This window comes from Enterobacter sp. NFIX59, assembly GCF_900113755.1.
GTDB classification, from domain to species: Bacteria; Pseudomonadota; Gammaproteobacteria; order Enterobacterales; family Enterobacteriaceae; genus Enterobacter; species Enterobacter pseudoroggenkampii.
Map to the genome: position 1 here is coordinate 1,447,646 of NZ_FOQN01000001.1, position 17,546 is coordinate 1,465,191.

16 protein-coding genes are annotated in these 17,546 nt (G+C 62.4%); 6 read left to right on the forward strand and 10 right to left on the reverse strand.

From position 1 onward, the window contains the following. Nucleotides 1–50: 50 nt before the first annotated feature. Both BM007_RS07090 and BM007_RS07095 read left to right on the forward strand, forming a co-directional pair. Nucleotides 51–356: a type II toxin-antitoxin system RelE family toxin gene (locus BM007_RS07090; protein WP_032649596.1), complete on the forward strand. Its 306-nt coding sequence runs from the start codon at nucleotides 51–53 to the stop codon at nucleotides 354–356. Next, nucleotides 328–732 (forward strand): helix-turn-helix domain-containing protein, encoded by a 405-nt coding sequence (locus tag BM007_RS07095; RefSeq protein WP_045909615.1) that lies wholly within the window; start codon nucleotides 328–330, stop codon nucleotides 730–732. The genes BM007_RS07090 and BM007_RS07095 overlap by 29 nt, the downstream gene beginning before the upstream one ends. On the opposite strand, the gene BM007_RS07100 is transcribed toward BM007_RS07095, so the two are convergent. The 7 genes from BM007_RS07100 to entC form a co-directional block, all read right to left on the reverse strand. Further along, nucleotides 729–926, reverse strand: coding sequence for a YbdD/YjiX family protein (locus BM007_RS07100; protein WP_006809671.1), 198 nt, complete (start codon nucleotides 924–926; stop codon nucleotides 729–731). The genes BM007_RS07095 and BM007_RS07100 overlap by 4 nt on opposite strands. A gap of 60 nt (nucleotides 927–986) precedes the next feature. Then, a complete protein-coding gene (gene cstA, locus BM007_RS07105; RefSeq protein WP_024906987.1) occupies nucleotides 987–3,092 on the reverse strand; it encodes a pyruvate/proton symporter CstA in 2,106 nt (701 codons plus the stop codon). Between the two features lie 149 nt (nucleotides 3,093–3,241). After that, a complete protein-coding gene (entH, locus tag BM007_RS07110) occupies nucleotides 3,242–3,655 on the reverse strand; it encodes a proofreading thioesterase EntH (RefSeq protein WP_048993150.1) in 414 nt (137 codons plus the stop codon). Nucleotide 3,656: 1 nt separating this feature from the next. Next, nucleotides 3,657–4,412, reverse strand: a complete 756-nt coding sequence (gene entA, locus BM007_RS07115; protein ID WP_090417841.1) for a 2,3-dihydro-2,3-dihydroxybenzoate dehydrogenase EntA — start codon at nucleotides 4,410–4,412, stop codon at nucleotides 3,657–3,659. Then, nucleotides 4,409–5,263 carry an isochorismatase gene (locus BM007_RS07120; protein ID WP_061715777.1) on the reverse strand — a complete coding sequence of 285 codons (855 nt, stop codon included), beginning with the start codon at nucleotides 5,261–5,263 and terminating at the stop codon, nucleotides 4,409–4,411. The genes entA and BM007_RS07120 overlap by 4 nt, the downstream gene beginning before the upstream one ends. A gap of 10 nt (nucleotides 5,264–5,273) precedes the next feature. Further along, a complete protein-coding gene (gene entE / locus BM007_RS07125) occupies nucleotides 5,274–6,884 on the reverse strand; it encodes a (2,3-dihydroxybenzoyl)adenylate synthase EntE (RefSeq protein WP_090417844.1) in 1,611 nt (536 codons plus the stop codon). A gap of 9 nt (nucleotides 6,885–6,893) precedes the next feature. Continuing rightward, entirely contained in the window at nucleotides 6,894–8,069 is a 1,176-nt protein-coding gene (gene entC / locus BM007_RS07130; RefSeq protein WP_061715779.1) for an isochorismate synthase EntC, read from the reverse strand. A 188-nt stretch (nucleotides 8,070–8,257) separates the two neighbouring features. Between entC and fepB the strand changes: the two genes are divergently transcribed. Next, the gene (gene fepB, locus BM007_RS07135) at nucleotides 8,258–9,217 is read left to right on the forward strand and encodes a Fe2+-enterobactin ABC transporter substrate-binding protein (RefSeq protein WP_061715780.1); all 960 of its coding nucleotides are present in this window, start codon (nucleotides 8,258–8,260) and stop codon (nucleotides 9,215–9,217) included. Between the two features lie 46 nt (nucleotides 9,218–9,263). Here the strand turns inward: fepB and entS are convergent, their stop codons facing one another. Next, nucleotides 9,264–10,511, reverse strand: coding sequence for an enterobactin transporter EntS (entS, locus tag BM007_RS07140; RefSeq protein ID WP_061715781.1), 1,248 nt, complete (start codon nucleotides 10,509–10,511; stop codon nucleotides 9,264–9,266). Between the two features lie 108 nt (nucleotides 10,512–10,619). On the opposite strand from entS, the gene fepD reads away from it, so the two are divergent. From fepD to fepC, 3 genes are read left to right on the forward strand one after another with little or no spacing between them, the layout of a single operon-like run. Further along, nucleotides 10,620–11,624, forward strand: a complete 1,005-nt coding sequence (gene fepD, locus BM007_RS07145) for a Fe(3+)-siderophore ABC transporter permease (RefSeq protein ID WP_061715782.1) — start codon at nucleotides 10,620–10,622, stop codon at nucleotides 11,622–11,624. Further along, nucleotides 11,621–12,613, forward strand: coding sequence for an iron-enterobactin ABC transporter permease (gene fepG / locus BM007_RS07150; protein WP_090417847.1), 993 nt, complete (start codon nucleotides 11,621–11,623; stop codon nucleotides 12,611–12,613). Before fepD ends, fepG begins: the two co-directional genes overlap by 4 nt. Beyond that, a complete protein-coding gene (gene fepC / locus BM007_RS07155; RefSeq protein ID WP_090417850.1) occupies nucleotides 12,610–13,410 on the forward strand; it encodes an iron-enterobactin ABC transporter ATP-binding protein in 801 nt (266 codons plus the stop codon). Before fepG ends, fepC begins: the two co-directional genes overlap by 4 nt. 67 nt (nucleotides 13,411–13,477) lie before the next feature. On the opposite strand, the gene entF is transcribed toward fepC, so the two are convergent. Continuing rightward, nucleotides 13,478–17,335 (reverse strand): enterobactin non-ribosomal peptide synthetase EntF, encoded by a 3,858-nt coding sequence (gene entF, locus BM007_RS07160; protein ID WP_090417853.1) that lies wholly within the window; start codon nucleotides 17,333–17,335, stop codon nucleotides 13,478–13,480. After that, complete coding sequence (locus BM007_RS07165; protein ID WP_061715786.1) at nucleotides 17,332–17,544, reverse strand: MbtH family protein; 213 nt, start codon at nucleotides 17,542–17,544, stop codon at nucleotides 17,332–17,334. The genes entF and BM007_RS07165 overlap by 4 nt, the downstream gene beginning before the upstream one ends. Nucleotides 17,545–17,546 lie beyond the last annotated feature (2 nt).

Consider the following 17,546-nt stretch of genomic DNA (forward strand, 5'->3'; position numbering starts at 1 on the left):
TAGTCTTATTATTTCCTTATATTTTGTGTGGGCGTACAGTGGAGGTACGGATGAAGATTGTCTGGTCCAATGGTGCAAAGAAGGCGTTTTCAAAGATTGAAGAGCGGTATCAGCGGCGCATTGAGGTAAAGCTTACTGAGCTGGATGACCGCTCGGCTCCCCGGCCCGATATCAAAAAAATATCGGCGACAGAAGATCATTTCCGGCTACGCGTTGGCGATTACCGCATCATCTATACGCTTCGGGACGATCCCGATGACCATTGTTATGTTTTGGCCGTCAAGCGCAGAACTTCAACGACTTACCTGCATGAGGAGAGTGCCACATATGGCTGTACAGCTAATCAAGGACGATAACGGGAAAACGCAGTACGCCGTTATTCCCTATCACGAATATTTTCGTATGCTCTTACAGATGTCAGAAATTGACGACGAAACCGATGACGATCTGGAGGATATTGAGGTCGAACACGATAGTCTGGATGACGTGGAATTGCCCGGAGAAGTGTGCAGCATCATGACCTGGCAGAACGTCAGCCTGCAGGCCGCGTGGCGTATTCTGCGTGGGTTATCCCAGCAGGAGGTGGCGGAGAAACTCGGTATCAGCCAGTCCGCCGTGTCACAGCTGGAAGCGCTGGACTCCCGTCCGCAAAAACGCACCCGCGAAAAGCTGGCGGCGATCTACGGCTGTAAGCAGGAGCAGATCAGCCTCTATCTCCCGAAAGAGGGTTAACAGCACTTCGCCCCGCCCTTGCCGCCGTAGCGGGCGTCCTGACGGTCACGGAAAAATTCTTCGTAGGTCATTGGCGTCTGGTCCGGATGGTTGACGCGCATATGCTCGACGTAGTTGTCGTAGTCCGGCACGCCAATCATCATTTTGGCGGCCTGGCCCAGGTACTTACCGGCTTTGGAAAGGGTGTCGAACATGATTCTGATCTCACAGGGAATGTAGGCCGGGTAAGGCGAAGCCGCCACCCGGCACAAAGGTTAGTGCGCCCCTTTCGCCTGGGTCACAATCTCTTCCAGGTTTTCAGGCATTGGCTCGTACGGCGTCTCTTTCGCCGTTGGCTTATCGTTTTTCAACGCCGCCAGCGCGGTCTTGAGAGAATACAACGCCAGCACCACGACCACCACCATAAAGAAGATGGTCAGCCCGGCGTCCAGACGGTTGTTAAACACCAGCTGCGACAGCTGCGACTCGGTGTACTGCGCCGGGATCTTACCGCTGTCGATCATCGCCTGGAACTTGTTGGCGATCGCCAGGAAGCCCACTTTGTTGTCCGGGCTGAAGGCTTTCTGCCAGCCCGCCGTCAGGGTACAAATCAGCAGCCATGCGGTTGGCACTAATGCCACCCAGGCGTAACGCTGGCGCTTCATCTTGAACAGCACCACCGCGCAGAGCATCAGCGCCATACCTGCCAGCATCTGGTTGGCGATACCGAACAGCGGCCACAGGGTGTTAATCCCGCCCAGCGGATCGACCACACCCTGATGCAGGAAGTAGCCCCACGCCAGCACGCACAGCGCCGTCGCCAGCAGGTTAGCCGGGAGCGAATCGGTACGCTTCAGGTTCGGGGAGATCACCCCCAGCAGGTCCTGCAGCATAAAGCGCGCCGCACGGGTTCCCGCATCCACCGCCGTCAGGATAAACAGCGCCTCGAACAGAATGGCGAAGTGATACCAGAAGGAGACGTCCATCAGCCCGCCCAGCGCGCCGTGCAGGATGTAGGCCATGCCGACCGCCAGCGTTGGCGCCCCGCCCGCACGGGAGATAATCGACTGCTCGCCCACTTCACTGGCGATGCTCGTCAACGTATCAGGGGTAATCGCAAAGCCCCAGCCGCTCACTACCTGCGCGGCGGAGGCCACCACGTCAACGGTTCCGGCAGGCGCCAGGACCGCCATCGGGCTGTTCATCGCGAAGTACACGCCCGGGTCGATGATACAGGCCGAGACCAGCGCCATGATGGCGACGAAGGACTCCATCAGCATGCCGCCGTAGCCAATCAGGCAGGCCTGATTTTCATTCGCCAGCATCTTCGGCGTCGTCCCGGAGGCGATCAGCGCGTGGAAGCCGGACACCGCGCCGCAGGCAATGGTAATAAACAGGAACGGGAACAGGTTACCGGTCCAGACCGGGCCGGTGCCGTCGATAAATTTGGTTAACGCAGGCATGGTCAGGGTCGGGCGCATAATCAGAATGCCGATCGCCAGCCCAATGATGGTGCCGATTTTCAGGAAGGTAGAGAGGTAGTCACGCGGGGCCAGCAGCAGCCACACCGGCAGTACCGCCGCCACAAAGCCGTAGCCCACCAGCATCCAGGTCAGCTGTACGCCGGTAAAGTCGAAGAACGGCGCCCAGGTCGGGCTTTCCGCCACCCAGCCGCCGGAGATAATGGCGAACACCAGGAATACCAGACCAATCACCGACACTTCACCAATGCGCCCCGGGCGCAGATAGCGAATGTAGATCCCCATAAACAGCGCCAGCGGAATGGTAAAGGCTACGGTATAGGTTCCCCACGGGCTGTGGGTCAGCGCTTTCACCACTATCATCGCCAGCACCGCGAGGATGATCACCATGATCATAAAGGTCGCCACCAGCGCAATCACCCCGGCGGTGGCCCCCATCTCCTCTTTCACCAGCTCACCCAGCGAACGTCCGTCGCGGCGGGTGGAGACAAACAGCACCATAAAGTCCTGTACCGCCCCCGCCAACACCACCCCGGCGAGGATCCAGATCATCCCCGGCAGGTAACCCATTTGCGCCGCCAGCACCGGACCCACCAGCGGGCCTGCCCCGGCAATCGCCGCAAAATGGTGACCGAACAGCACTTTCTTGTCGGTCGGCACGTAGTCCAGCCCGTCGTTGTGGCGGACGGCTGGCGTCATGCGCGTCGCATCAACGCCTAACACGTTCTTTGCGATATAGCGGCCATAAAAACGGTACGCGATCAGATAAATGCAGACGGAGGCGACAACGATCCAGAGCGCGTTGATCTGCTCCCCCCGGTTGAGGGCGATATAGCCCAGGGCAAAGGCTCCCACAACGGAGAGCCCTGCCCATGTAAGGTATTTCCCTGAGTTGTTCATAGTTGTTGTCCGTTGTTGTGAAACAGTGAGATGTTACATTTTGTTTCTAGAACAACCGGAAAAATTTAACAACTTTGAAACGCAATAATGCGTGGTCAAACCAGAGATTTACACCACAGTGTTAAGCCGATCACTTTGATCTGCCTGGGCTAGCCCAACACCATCGTACTCAGCCGACAGGTGCAGCACCGCCGCCCCTGCTCGTCGAAGACCACGATCTCCCAGCTTTGGCTCGAACGCCCAAGATGCAGCGGCTGGCACACCCCGCGCACCTTACCGTGGGAGACCGCGCGATGATGCGTGGCGTTCAGCTCCGTCCCCACCACGCTCTGCCCGTCGCGGGTCATCAGAAAACCGGCCATTGAACCCAGCGTTTCCGCCAGCGCCGCCGAGGCCCCGCCGTGCAGCAGGCCAAACGGCTGGTGGGTGCGCGCATCCACCGGCATCTCCGCTTCCAGCGTGTCGTCGCCGATACGGGTATAGACAATGCCGAGATGCGCCACCAGGGTGTTCAGGCTGGTCGCGTTCAGCTCCTCGAGCGGTATATGACGTTTCCAGATCATCTTACGCCCCCAGCGTGGAGCCGCCGTCCACCACGATATCCTGCAGGGTGATATGGCTGGCGGCATCGGATGCCAGGAACAGCACCGTGCTGGCAATCTCCTGCGGACTGGCGATTTTGCCCAGCGGAATGCCGAGCTTAAACTGCTCGCCGAAGCCGCGGATGCGCTGCTGCTCCGCATCGTCGCTTTTCCACAGGGTGCGCTGCATATCGGTATCCGTTGAGCCCGGCGACACCAGATTACAGCGAACGCCGCTGCCTGCCAGCTCCAGCCCGACGGTCAGAGCCAGGCTTTTCAGCGCCGCTTTCGATGCGCCATAGGCGCTCATGCCGATGCGCGGCGTGTGTGCCGCGTCGGACGCCACGGTAACTATCGCCCCGCCCTGCTGACGGCGGAACTGGCCCATGGTCAGTTGGAACAGATTGAACGCGCCGCCGACGTTGACCGCGAAGGTCTGCTGCCAGTCCTCCTGCGAGAGCTGGTCAGTTGCCCCCATGCGCAGAATGCCCGCCGCGTTGACCAGCACGTCCAGATGCTCAAGCGTTGTCAGCACGCGCCCGCACACCTCATGCACCTGCGCGGCGTTCGCCACGTCCAGCGTTTCGGTGGCGAACGGGTAATCATCCTGCGGAAACGCCAGATCGAACCCGGTCACCTGCGCGCCGGCTTCGGCGAACGCCAGAGCCGTCGCGTAGCCAATCCCCTTCCCCGCGCCCGTCACCCAGACGGTTTTACCGGTGAAATCCCATCCCATCACTTCACCTCGCGGGAAAGCAGCGCCCACCAGGCGTCGATTGTTGGATTTTTTGCCAGCATCACGAAGTCGATATCGCCGTGTACTTTGCGCCAGCGGGCGGCCAGCGCCATCATGCGCACTGAATCCAGACCGTAGTCGATCAGGTTTTCGTCATCCATCGGCTCGTCGGACTCGTCCAGCAGCGGCAGAATCAGCTCGCGCAGTGCGGCCTTCGAGGCCGGAACGGACGGCAGCAGCTCGTCGGTCATCACCACGCGGCCCGAGCGTCCGGCTACATAGTTCAGCGACATCAGGTGCTCGTCGCGGGTGAAATCCGCCAGCGCGTCGGCAATGAAGAATGGCTTAATGTCGCGCATAAAGGCATCGGTGGCGGTGGTCATGCAGCCGATGTGGGCGTACACGCCGGTAATCAGCAGCTGGTTGCGGCCCGTCTCTTTCAGCATCTGCTCCAGCGGCGAGCGGTGAAACGCGCTGTAGCGCCACTTCACCAGCACCGTGTCCGCTTCGTCCGGTGTCAGCTCTGCGACGATGCGTTGCTGCTCCGGCGAGCGGGTCAGGCCCGGCCCCCACATGTCGTTCAGCAGGGCGCGGTCTTCATCGCTCTGCTCTTTCGGCTGGGCGGTGTAGTACACCGGAATATTGTGCGCTTTGCAGAAGGCGCGCAGTCTGGCGATATTCGCTACCACCTGCTGCATCATCGCGCTGTTTTCGCCCCAGAAGTTCAGGAAATACTCCTGCATATCGTGGATCAGCAGCGCCGCGCGCTCGGGCTCAAACGCCCAGTTCACCTTGCTGGTCGGCAGCTCTGCGGCGGTCGGCAGCGCGTAAGCGGTTAATTTTGGAATGGCCATACTCTTTTCCTCAGCCCCGGGCGCGTTCAGCAAGCCACAGGCGCAACTGTTTCTTATCGACTTTGCCGACAGGCGTCAGCGGGAGCGCATCCACGCTCTCCACTCGGTCCGGCAGCTTGAATTCGGCGACGCCCTGCTCGCGCAGGAAGCGACGCACCTCGACCGCGCGCAGGGGCTGTTTCACCACCAGATACGCGCAGCTTTTTTCGCCCAGCAGGCTGTCCTCCATGCTCACCAGCGCGGCGTGGATCACCGCCTCATGGCGCAGCAGCAGGTTCTCGATCTCTTCGGCAGCAATCTTCTCGCCGCCGCGGTTGATCTGATCCTTCTCGCGTCCCTGCACGGTGATGTAGCCCTGCTCGTCAATGGCGATCAGATCCCCGGAGCAGTAAAAGCCGTCGGCGTCGAAGGCGCTGGCGTTGTGTTCCGGGCTGTTGAAATAGCCGCGGAAGGTATACGGACCGCGCGTCATCAGACGCCCGACTTCCCCGCGCGGCAGCGGGTTGCCGTGCTCGTCCGCCACCCACACTTCGTCGTCCGGACACATCGGGCGGCCCTGGGTGTTGATGATGCGCTCCGGCGCGTCGTCGAGCGCGGTGTAGTTCACCAGCCCTTCCGCCATGCCGAACACCTGCTGAAGCTGGCAGCCGATTTCCGCCGGAATGCGCGCCGCAAGCGTGGCGAAGAGGCGTGCGCCGCCCACCTGCAGCAGCTTCAGGGAGTTAAGCTGCGCGTTCCCCGCACCGTCGGCAATCGCCTGCAGCCAGAGGCTCACCGCCGGAGGGACCAGCGAGGTGACGTTAATCTGATGCCGTTCAATCAGCGGGAAGCAGAGCGTCGCGCTCGGATCGTTCGCCAGCACCACGCAGCCGCCCGCCGTGAAGACGCCCAGAGAGCCCGGCGAACTCATGGCGTAGTTATGCGCCGCGGGGAGCGCGTTCAGATAGCGGGTGTGCGCAGTAATGCCGCAGATCTCGTTGCTGCGGCGAATGCTGTAGTCGTAATCGTTGTGCGTGCGCGGGATCAGCTTCGGCGTGCCGGTGCTGCCGCCGGAGAGCTGGAAGAAAGCCACTTCGTCGGCGGGCGTCGGGTTCGGGATGAAGTTGTCCGCCGGACGCGCAATCGCCGCTTCCAGGGCGTAGTCACCCTTATCGCCGCGCAGGAGTACGACCCGTGCCGAGCGGTGCGCATCCACAAAGGCGTTGAGGAACTCATCGTTCGCGAACAGCGCGTGGTCGCGATCGGCAATCAGCACGGCGGGTTTGATCTGCTCCGCGTAGGCGTTCAGCTCGCTGCGCTGATGGCTAAAGAGCGCGTTGACCGGCGCGACGCCGATTTGCAGCAGCGCGAAGAAGGTGATGTAAAATTCGGCCACGTTGCCAAGCTGCACCAGCGCCGTCTCGCCGCGGTGCAGCCCCTGAGCCTGAAGGGCGGACGCCAGGTTGTTCACCGCCTGATTAAACGCGCGATAGGTGATGTGCCGCTCGCCGTCGATTATCGCCACGGCATCGCTATCCGCACGCTCCGTCAGGATGTGGGTCAGCGGCAGATCCTGCCAGTAGCCTTTTTCACGGTAGCGGCGGGCAAATGCCTCAGGCCAGCGGGTAAAGGGAATGGTCATGAGTCTTCCTTAGTGCAAACCAAACACGTTGAGCATGGTGGAGAGCTTCACGCCCGTCTCGCGCCACTCGCCCACCGGGGAGGAGGCAGGCACAATGCCCGCACCGGCAAACAGGCGAACGGTATTTTCGCGAAGACGCGCGCAGCGGATGGTCACCACCCACTCGCCGTTGCCTTCTCTGTCGCACCAGCCGACGATGCCGCCGAACAGCTCGCGGTCGAACGGCTCCAGCTCGGCGATCAGGTCTTTCGCCACCTGATGCGGGAAACCGCTCAGCGCCGGCGTCGGGTGCAGCAGACAGGCCAGCGTCAGGGCGTTTTCATTTTTACGCGCCTCGCCTTCTACCGGCGTTGCCAGATGCCACAGCGTCGGCGTGGTAATCAACTGAGGCGAATCCGGCATGCTGAGATGGTGGCTGCGCGGTGCCAGAATGGCTTTCATCGCCTGGGTCACCAGGTCGTGCTCGTGACGGTCCTTTTCGGAGGCCAGCAGCTTGTTGCCTGCTTCACGATCAAGCACGTCGTCCGGCTGACGACGCGCGGAGCCTGCCAGCGGCAGCGAGCTAAAGTGCCCACCCTCTTTGCGCAGCAGCAGCTCCGGGCTGGCGCCGAGCAGTACGCCGCCGTCTTCCAGCGGCACGTGGAAGTTAAAGCTCGCCGGGTTCTGGGCGATCAGGCGCTCCATCAGCGCGCCGCTATCAATGTGCTTATCGGTCGTGATATCAATCAGGCGCGACAGCACCACCTTGTTCACCTGCGGCGTGGCAGTGAGCGACGCGGCGCGGGCAACCATCTCTTCGAACACGGGCTGCGGCGGGATCTCGGTGCGTTGTTCCACCTTCAGCGCCTGCGAGCCGGAAAAATAGCGTGAAGACTGCTGACGCGCCGGACGGGAAAAGGTCTGCCAGCGCTGTGGAATAAACAGAGAGGATGGCTTGCGGGTATCGAACGGGATAGCCCCTACCATCACCGGATGGGCGATGCCGCTGGCTTTCGCATTCCGGAAGGCCTGGGCTAATTTTTGCTGGAAGTGCCCCGCCGGATCGTCGCCGCCAACGGCGGGTTCACTGAAGCGGGCAAAGCAGCCGGACGTGGTAAAGCTGCGGTAAGGCGACATAAAGAAAAAGCGGTCTGATTCGAGCGTGGTTGCGGTGTGCTGAACTTCCTCAGCCAGGGACGTATCCATATCATCCTCCTCAAAATGATAAAAGAAGCAATAATGATTATCATTTATATTTTCGTCGGCTAACCTAATCCCACATCGCTTCGCTGTCAACCGTCGGGCAAATAACTTGTGCGACAAAAGCTTGCATCCCTTTGCGGCAACCATGAAAATGAGAAGCATTATCTTCAACAAAAACAGGATGTCGCGCTGTGAAATTCCCCACCGTATTTCGAAATACCCTGCTTTTACCTGGACTTTTTGTTTTCGGACTTGCCTCAGCCGCTGCCGCCGACTGGCCGCGTCAGGTAACCGACAGCCGCGGCGTTCACGCGCTTGAGAGCAAACCGACGCGCATTGTCTCCACCAGCGTGACCTTAACCGGCTCCCTGCTGGCGATTGACGCACCGGTCGTCGCCAGCGGCGCGACCACGCCGAATAACCGCGTGGCGGATGGACAGGGCTTCCTGCGCCAGTGGGGTGATATCGCGAAGCAGCGGAAGGTTGCGCGACTGTACATTGGCGAGCCGAGCGCTGAGGCGGTTGCCGCCCAGATGCCGGACCTGATTTTGATCAGCGCCACCGGCGGGGATTCCGCGCTGGCGCTGTACGATCAGCTCTCCGCCATCGCCCCAACGCTTATCATCAACTACGACGACAAGAGCTGGCAGGCGCTGCTGACCCAGCTGGGCACCATCACCGGACAGGAAAAGCAGGCCGCAGAGCGCATTGCCGCGTTTGATAAACAGCTCGCGCAGGTGAAACAGCAGATGAAGCTGCCACCGCAGCCGGTGAACGCCATCGTCTACACCGCCGCCGCGCACAGCGCCAACCTGTGGACCGCGGAATCCGCGCAGGGCAAGCTGCTGCACCAGCTGGGCTTTGCGCTGGCGGAGCTGCCTCCCGGATTGCAGACCTCAACTAGCCAGGGTAAGCGCCACGACATTATCCAGCTGGGCGGGGAAAATCTGGCGACGGGGCTGAACGGCGAGGGGCTGTTTGTGTTTGCCGGTGACGAGAAAGACGTGAAGGCGATTTACGGCAACCCGCTGCTCGCGCATCTGCCGTCGGTGAAGAACAAGCGCGTCTGGGCGCTGGGAACGGAGACGTTCCGCCTGGATTATTACAGCGCGATGTTGGTATTAGACAGATTGAATGCGTTGTTTAAGTAGGCATTTTCCCTCCCTCTCCCCGTGGGAGAGGGCCGGGATGAGGGCATCAGGCCGCACCGTCGTTCAACACACTCTCCTGCCTGAACCGCCGCAATTCCACCAACGCCACTAACAAAATCCCACCAACTATCGCTAACGCAAACCCACTGCTGCTCGCCGACGCCACCGGGGTCATTATCGCCCCCAGCCCGCCGAGGATCGCCGCGCCGATGGCATCGCCCGTGACGTTCTGCGCCGTCCACAGACCGTTGATGCGCCCGAGCATCCCTTCCGGCGTCTGGGTCTGGATCAGGGTGTACTGCAACAGCGAGCTGATGGCGCTCAGCCAGCCGAAAATCACCAGACACAACACGCCCAGCGCCCACACCGGCATCAGGCTAAAGAAGCCGATGGCGATAAACGAGGCCAGCGTGGCAAGCAGCATAATCAGCCCAGGACGCGCGCTCTGCGCCAGGTTGCCGCTGGTCAGCGCCCCACAGGCCGCGCCGAGCGGAATGGCGGCGTACAGCACGCCAATTTCCGAGGCGCTCATTTGCCACTCTCCCGCTAATGCCGGGTAGAGCACGCGCACGGCGCTCGCCATGGTCAGCAGGCCGCCGAGCAGCGCAATGCCGCCAATCAGCGGGTTACTGAACAGAAAACGAATAGCGGCCATCAGTGATGTCAGCGGATGCTCGCGCGGCTGCGGCGGAGGCGGCAGCAGCGGCAGGCGCAGCAGCGTCAGGGTGGTAATAAAGGTCCCCGCCGCCGCCAGCCCGTAGTTCCACGCCACGTTGCCGGTCGCCAGCAGCAGGCCGCCTACCATCGGCGAAATCACCGAGCCGAGGCGCACGGTGAGCATAGTAATCGCCCCCGCCTGCATCAGGTTCTCGCGCCCGACCAGCGCGGGCGTCGCCGCCAGCAGCGCCGTCACGCCTAAGGAGGCAAAGAAACCGTCCCACAGCCCGAGGGCATAAATGGCGATCAGCGACGGCTCCGGCAGCATCGCGTTCAGGCACAGCCCGATAAAGCCCACGCCGCAGGTACCGCGCGCCAGCAGGATCAGCTTCTTGCGCTCGTAGCGGTCCGCCAGCACGCCGCCGACCATCAGACCGATAAACATCGCCCCGCCGGTTAAGGTGACGGATAACCCCACCAGCCAGCTGGAGTGGGTCATAGTCTGGATCTGGACCGGCACGGCCACGCCGAGCAGGCCGAGGGATAAAATAGAGATAAAACGAGCGATAAAAACGGCGCGATACGCCGGGTGCGTTTTGAGCAGGCTGAGGTTGAGCAGCCAGGATTTTTGATTCATGACAAAGCCTTGAGTGTAATTCTACCCATTCCATGGGCGCACATGCTAACATAGCCAAATAAGATAGATAACGATAATCACTATCATTATCAAATCATGGATGTTGCTATGTCGTTTTCCTCTTCTTCGGTGCGCGCCGTTGCCGTGCCCGTTTTATTGCTGCTATTGAGCCTGGCGATTGCACTCAGCCTGCTGGTTGGCGCGAAGCCTCTGCCCGCGTCCGTTATCGTTGATGCGCTCTCCGGTACCTGCCAGAGCGCTGACTGCGTCATTGTGCTCGACGCCCGCTTGCCCCGCACCCTTGCCGGACTGCTGGCCGGTGGCGCGCTCGGCCTTGCCGGTGCCCTGATGCAAACCCTCACCCGTAACCCGCTAGCGGACCCCGGCATTCTCGGCGTGAACTCCGGTGCCAGCTTTGCCATCGTGCTGGGCGCGGCGCTGTTCGGGTTGACGTCGCCCTCTGAACAGCTGGTGATGGCCTTCTGCGGCGCGCTGGCCGCCTCGCTGGTCGTCGCCTTTACCGGCAGCCAGGGCGGCGGACAGCTGAGCCCGGTGCGCCTGACGCTGGCGGGCGTGGCGCTCGCGGCGGTGCTGGAAGGCTTATCCAACGGCATCGCCCTGCTCAACCCGGACGTTTACGACCAGCTGCGCTTCTGGCAGGCCGGTTCGCTGGATATCCGCACTCTTGAAACCCTGAAAGTGGTGGCGATCCCGGTGATGATTGCCGCTGCCGTGGCGCTGTTTTTAAGCCGGTCGCTCAACAGCCTGAGCCTCGGCAGCGACACCGCGACAGCCCTCGGCAACCGCGTGGCACGTACGCAGTTGATTGGTCTGTGCGCCATCACCGTGCTGTGCGGCAGCGCGACCGCCGTGGTCGGCCCGATCGCCTTTATTGGCCTGATGATGCCGCACATGGCGCGCTGGCTGGTAGGTGCGGATCACCGCTGGTCGCTGCCGGTGACGCTGCTGGCCACCCCTGCCTTGCTGCTGTTTGCCGACGTGCTGGGCCGCCTGCTGGTGCCCGGCGAGCTGCGCGTATCGGTGGTCAGCGCCTTCATCGGTGCGCCGGTGCTGATCTTCCTGGTACGCCGTAAACGCGGAGGTGGCGCATGATGGCCCCGTCCCGTCGTTTACTCACCAGCGTCTCGCTGCTGCTCATCGCCATTCTGCTGCTGGCGGTCTGGAGCCTGCGCAGCGGCGCGGTCACGCTCGATTTTGCGCAGGTGTTTAACGCCCTGCTCGGCAGCGCGCCGCGCAACGTCACCATGGTGGTGACGGAGTGGCGACTGCCGCGCGTGGCGATGGCGATTCTGGTCGGCACGGCGCTCGGCGTGAGCGGTGCGATATTCCAGTCACTGATGCGCAACCCGCTCGGTAGCCCGGACGTGATGGGCCTCAATACCGGGGCCTGGAGCGGCGTGCTGGTGGCGATGGTGCTGTTTGGTCAGCACCTGACGGCCATTACCTTTACGGCAATGGCGGGCGGCATTCTGACCTCCTTACTGATCTGGGCGCTGGCCTGGCGCAACGGTATCGATACCTTCCGGCTGATCATTATCGGTATCGGCGTACGTGCGATGCTGATGGCCTTTAATACCTGGCTGCTGCTGCAGGCCTCGCTGGAAACGGCGCTCTCCGCCGGGCTGTGGTACGCCGGTTCCCTCAACGGCCTGACGTGGGGCAAAACCTGGCCCGCCGCGCCGCTGATTGTGCTGATGTTTATCGGCGCGCTGCTGCTGGTGCGGCGTATGCGCCTGCTGGAAATGGGCGACGACAGCGCCTGCGCGCTGGGCGTGGGCGTCGAGCGCTCGCGCCTGATGCTGATGCTGGTCGCCGTACTGCTGACCGCCGCCTCCACCGCCATCGCCGGGCCGATCTCATTTATCGCCCTTGTCGCGCCGCATATCGCACGACGTCTAAGCGGGACGGCGCGCTGGGGATTAACTCAGGCGGCGCTGTGCGGCGCGTTGCTGCTGCTGGCCGCCGATCTCTGCGCCCAGCGGCTGTTTATGCCTTACCAGCTTCCGGTGGGCGTGGTGACCGTCAGCCTCGGCGGTATTTACCTTATCGTCTTGCTCGTTCAGGAGTCTCGCAAGAAATGACAGATTCAACCACCCGCTTGCGCGGCGAAAACCTCACTCTTGGCTACGGCAAAAAAATCATTGCCCGTGACTTATCCGTTGCCATTCCGGACGGCCACTTCACGGCAATTATCGGGCCGAACGGCTGCGGCAAATCAACCCTGCTGCGCACCCTGAGCCGCCTGATGACGCCAGTTACGGGGAGCGTGCTTCTCGACGGCGAGCAGATCCAGCGCTTCGCCAGCAAAGAGGTGGCCAGGCGCATCGGGCTGCTGGCGCAAAACGCCACCACGCCGGGAGACATCACGGTTCAGGAGCTGGTCTCGCGCGGGCGCTATCCGCACCAGCCGCTGTTTACCCGCTGGCGCAAGGAAGATGACGAGGCGGTGAACCGCGCGATGCGGGCGACAGGCATTACCGATCTCGCTCAGCAAAGCGTGGATACCCTTTCCGGCGGCCAGCGTCAGCGCGCGTGGATCGCGATGGTGCTGGCGCAGGAGACCTCCATCATGCTGCTGGACGAGCCGACGACCTGGCTGGATATCAGCCACCAGATCGACCTGCTGGAGCTGCTGAGCGAGCTGAACCGCACGCAGGGGTACACCCTGGCGGCGGTGCTGCACGATTTAAACCAGGCGTGCCGCTACGCTACGCATCTGATTGCCTTGCGAGACGGGGAGATTGTGGCCCAGGGCGCGCCGAAAGAGATTGTCACGCCGGAGCTGATCGCGCGGATCTACGGCATGCGCTGCATGATTATTGACGATCCGGTGGCGGGTACGCCGCTGGTGGTGCCGTTAGGAAAACGTGCGGTCTGATGCCCTCACCCCGGCCCTCTCCCACGGGGAGAGGGAGCAAACACAACACCACCCGGCGCTTTTGACGTTACCCCAAAATATTCTTCAACACTGGCCCAATTTTCTCAAACGCCTGCGGTGAAATGATATCCACGTGGGCGCAGTCCTGACTGTACACCTCCAGTTCCGCCACCCACGGCGCCCAGGCAACCTGCGGATCCATCGTTCGCGTGCGCTCGGCGACGAACAGCGTCGCTTTGCCGTCAAACCGCGCGCTGTGCGCCGTGGTGAGCAGCCGCACCGCGTCGGCGTAGTTGCCTTCGATAGCATTAAACAGCTCGCTGGAGCCCTGCCCCTGCTGGGCGGCGATAAACGCCTGACGTTCCCGCTCGATCTCTGCCAGCACCGCCGGGTCCAGGCCGTTGGCCTCTTTCTCCGCCCAGTTCTGGGTTTCCGGCGGCCAGGTGTCCAGCAGGCCGAGGAAGGCCACCTCTTCACCCAGCTCGCGCAGACGGGCGGCAATCCCTTGTGCCAGCGTACCGCCGAGGGAATAGCCGAACAGATAATACGGACCCTGCGGCTGCTGCGCCCGTAAGGTGTTCAGGTGATGGTCGATGACCCCATCCAGATCCGCACACTGCTGCATCGGCCCGTCCGGACGCGGCGACTGAACGCCGACGATTGACCAGCGCGGGCTGAGGTAGCGCGCCAGCACGCTAAACTGCCAGGCAAAGCCGGACGCCGGATGGAAGCAGAATAGCGTCGGGCCGTCGCCCTCACGCAGCGGCAGAAGCGTTTCATACCCCAGACGCTGCGCCTGCTCGTCGCTCATCTGCGAGTCCAGCAGGGCGCTAAGCTTGCTGACCGTCGAGGCGACCATAATCTGCCCCGGCGTGACCTTGCGGTTAAATGCACGGCTGAGCTGCGCCGCCAGACGCATAGCCAGCAGCGAGTGGCCGCCGAGGGCAAAGAAATCCGCCTCAATGTCGTTGATCTCGCAGCCCAGCAGCGCGGCAAACGCCTGCGCGACGGCGATTTCGGATTCGCTTTCCGGCGCACGTCCGGAGGTTTTGCTGGTCAGCTCCGGCAGCGGCAGCGCCTTGCGATCCAGCTTGCCGTTGGCGCTCAGCGGCAGCGCGCTGATTTGCAGAAGCACCACCGGCACCATATGCGGCGGCAGCTGTGCCTTGAGCGATTCGAGCAGCGCGTCGCGGTCCAGCGGTAAACCGGATTCGGAGACGACGTATCCCACCAGCTGGCGTGCATCGCCGCCCGTTGCCGCCGCCCGGTTGAACACGCAGGCGTGCGCCACGGCCTGGGCCACGTCCGGCAGCGACAGCATCGCCCGGTCGATTTCACCCAGCTCGATGCGCTGGCCGCGGATTTTGAGCTGGTCGTCGCTGCGGCCCAGATACTCCACCGCGCCGTTATCCAGCCAGCGGGCAACGTCGCCGGTGCGGTACATCCGCTCCCCCGGCGCAAACGGGTCGGCGATAAAGCGGCTGGCGGTGAGATCGGGGCGTCCCAGATACCCCTGCGCCAGCTGAATGCCGGTGAGGTAGAGATCGCCCGCCACGCCGAACGGCACCGGGCGCATCATCGCATCCAGAATGCGCAGCCCCGTGTTCCACACCGGGAAGCCGATCGGCACGCTGTTGCCTGCAACTGCCGCCAGCTCAGGCCCAAACGCCGGATACCAGCTGACGTCTACTGCCGCTTCCGTCGGGCCATAAAGATTGTGCAGCGGCACGCGGGTCAGCTGTTCCCACTCGCGACACAGCGCCGTCGGCAGCGCTTCGCCGCTGCAGAACACCTGCTTAAGCGTTTTGCAGCAGTCGACGTTTTCCGGCGTCAGCGAGGCAACAAACGCCGCCAGCATCGACGGCACGAAGTGGGTAGTGGTCACGCCATAGTGGGAGAAGAAGCTTTGCATCGCCTGCGGATCGCGGTGCGCGTCCGGCTCGGCCATCACCAGCTTCGCCCCGGCGATAAACGGCCACCAGAACTCCCACACCGACACGTCAAAGCTGCACGGCGTTTTCTGCGCCACCACGTCCGTCGCGTCCAGCGGATAATGATCCTGCATCCACTTCAGGCGGTTAACGATGGCGGTATGGCCGACCATGACCCCTTTTGGACGCCCGGTCGAGCCGGAGGTAAAGATGATGTACGCCGTCTGCTCCGGCGTCGCCAGCCGCACCGGCTCAGCATCCGCGGTCGGTAACAGTGTGTTGTAACTAAACGTCGTAATCGGCAGATCGCTAAAGCGCGGAAGCTGTTCGTCGGTAGTAATGAGCAGGGACGGCTTCGCGTCTTCAAGCATCATCCGCAGGCGGTCGTCCGGGTAGCCGGTGTCGAGCGGCAGCCACGCGGCGCCCGCCTCCACAATGCCGTGCAATGCTAACGTCAGGAATACCGAGCGCGGCAGGGCCACCGCCACGCTGTCGCCCGGCTTCACGCCGCGCGCGCGCAGCAGGTTTGCCAGCGCGATGACCTGCTCGCGCATCTGGCGATAACTGAGTTCAACGTGCGCATCCGCCAGCGCGGGCGCGTCCGGCGTTTTGCTCGCCTGCTCCGCCACCAGATCCGCGAGCGTGGTGGACGGCAGCGCCAGTCCGGTATCGTTGATGCGGGCCAGCTGAGCGTATTCCTGCTCTGAAACGGTTTCCACTTCGCCACAGCGCAGGTCCGGATTAGCCGCAAACTGCATTAGCATCGAGTTCAGACGCGCGACGTGTCGGGAAAGCGTCACTTCATCGTAGCGCTGCTTATTGGCGAGGATCTCAATGCTCAACCCGCCCTGCTCGTCCGGGAACAGCGCCAGCTCCAGATCGTTCACCGGGCCGGTCGCCAGCGTGTGGGTGATGGCCTCCACGCCGTCGATATCCAGCTGGTAGTCGAACACTTTAACGTTCAGCACCGGGCCGAACAGCGCTTCATCGCCCGCCGCTTTCCCACTGTCGCGCACGATCTGCTCGGCGTCGTAGCGCTGGTGGCGGCGCATTTTTTTCAGCTGGTTCGCCAGGCGCAGCGCCAGCGAGGGCAGGCTCTCCTGCGGATCGATATTGACCGCCAGCGGCAGGACGTTAAGCACCGGCCCGGTCGCGGTCAGCGCCGCGGAGCCCAAGCGGCGCATAAAGATAAACCCGGCGGCATAGTCCAGCCTCCCGGTCAGGCGGCCCAGCCACAGTGCCACCAGCGCAAGGGCCAGGTCGGTGCGCTGTACCTTTTCTGCCGCCTGCGCAAGCTGGCTAAAGGCGCGGCCGTCGGCGGCAACCTTTAGGCGAAGAATATCGGTCGTGGCGGCGCGTCCAGGCAGGGGCGCGGAGGAGAGCGAGACCGGAGAAGGCAGCTCCTTGCGCTGCTCTGCCCAGAACGCGCCGTCGCGCGCATACGCCTCGCTGTCGCGATAGCGCTGATACTCGTCCACCACCCCGGCAAACGGCGTAAACGGAGATGCGGGCGTAGGTTCGTCCTTTTTCCACGCGGCGTAAATCGCGGCGATCTGGCGGGTAATCGCCGGGAAACTGAAGCCATCCACCACCAGATGGTGATAGCGCTGATACCAGTACCAGTGGCTTTCACCCACCTGAATCAGCTGGTGAAACGCCAGCGGCTGACCGCTGTCGACGCGCAGGTTCTGGTCAAGATCGGATTCCATCAGCGTCATGGCGTCGTCGTGAGAGTTAACGCGAACGATGGACGGCTCAGGCAGGATCGTGGACTCGTCCATCCACTGCCACACCTCGCCGTTCTCCTCGGCAAAACGCATCCGCAGGGTATCGGCCTGCATCATGCCTTCAGCAATCGCTTTTGCCAGCAGCGGCGCGTCGATATCGCCTTTCAGCTCGGTGTAGTGCGCCACGCTCCAGGTGTTTGGCAGCGTGGACAGCTGTTCCGCCATCCAGATCCCCGGCTGGGCGGCGACGAGAGGAAGACGGATCATGCGTACTCCCCCGCAAAGTGAGACGGCTCAAGCGTTTGCCAGTGCCCGACAAGCCACTGCTGGCATGCCTCCTGAGACTGTGCTTCACACACCACGTGCCACCCCGCCGGCAATTCGCACTGCTGCGGCCACAGGCTGTACTGCCCCTGGTCGTTTTGCAAAATGGCGAACTGTCCCTGCGGATTATCGAAAGGATTGCTGAATTCCATAC

Excerpts from the sequence above, each read along its gene's own strand:
- entC (WP_061715779.1), bottom strand. The coding sequence starts at position 8,069 with ATGGATACGTCCCTGGCTGAGGAAGTTCAGCACACCGCAACCACGCTC.
- fepD (WP_061715782.1), top strand. The coding sequence starts at position 10,620 with ATGTCGTTTTCCTCTTCTTCGGTGCGCGCCGTTGCCGTGCCCGTTTTA.
- BM007_RS07090 (WP_032649596.1), top strand. The coding sequence starts at position 51 with ATGAAGATTGTCTGGTCCAATGGTGCAAAGAAGGCGTTTTCAAAGATT.
- entF (WP_090417853.1), bottom strand. The coding sequence starts at position 17,335 with ATGATCCGTCTTCCTCTCGTCGCCGCCCAGCCGGGGATCTGGATGGCG.
- fepG (WP_090417847.1), top strand. The coding sequence starts at position 11,621 with ATGATGGCCCCGTCCCGTCGTTTACTCACCAGCGTCTCGCTGCTGCTC.
- BM007_RS07095 (WP_045909615.1), top strand. The coding sequence starts at position 328 with ATGGCTGTACAGCTAATCAAGGACGATAACGGGAAAACGCAGTACGCC.
- BM007_RS07120 (WP_061715777.1), bottom strand. The coding sequence starts at position 5,263 with ATGGCCATTCCAAAATTAACCGCTTACGCGCTGCCGACCGCCGCAGAG.
- entE (WP_090417844.1), bottom strand. The coding sequence starts at position 6,884 with ATGACCATTCCCTTTACCCGCTGGCCTGAGGCATTTGCCCGCCGCTAC.
- BM007_RS07100 (WP_006809671.1), bottom strand. The coding sequence starts at position 926 with ATGTTCGACACCCTTTCCAAAGCCGGTAAGTACCTGGGCCAGGCCGCC.
- fepC (WP_090417850.1), top strand. The coding sequence starts at position 12,610 with ATGACAGATTCAACCACCCGCTTGCGCGGCGAAAACCTCACTCTTGGC.
- cstA (WP_024906987.1), bottom strand. The coding sequence starts at position 3,092 with ATGAACAACTCAGGGAAATACCTTACATGGGCAGGGCTCTCCGTTGTG.
- entH (WP_048993150.1), bottom strand. The coding sequence starts at position 3,655 with ATGATCTGGAAACGTCATATACCGCTCGAGGAGCTGAACGCGACCAGC.
- entS (WP_061715781.1), bottom strand. The coding sequence starts at position 10,511 with ATGAATCAAAAATCCTGGCTGCTCAACCTCAGCCTGCTCAAAACGCAC.
- BM007_RS07165 (WP_061715786.1), bottom strand. The coding sequence starts at position 17,544 with ATGGAATTCAGCAATCCTTTCGATAATCCGCAGGGACAGTTCGCCATT.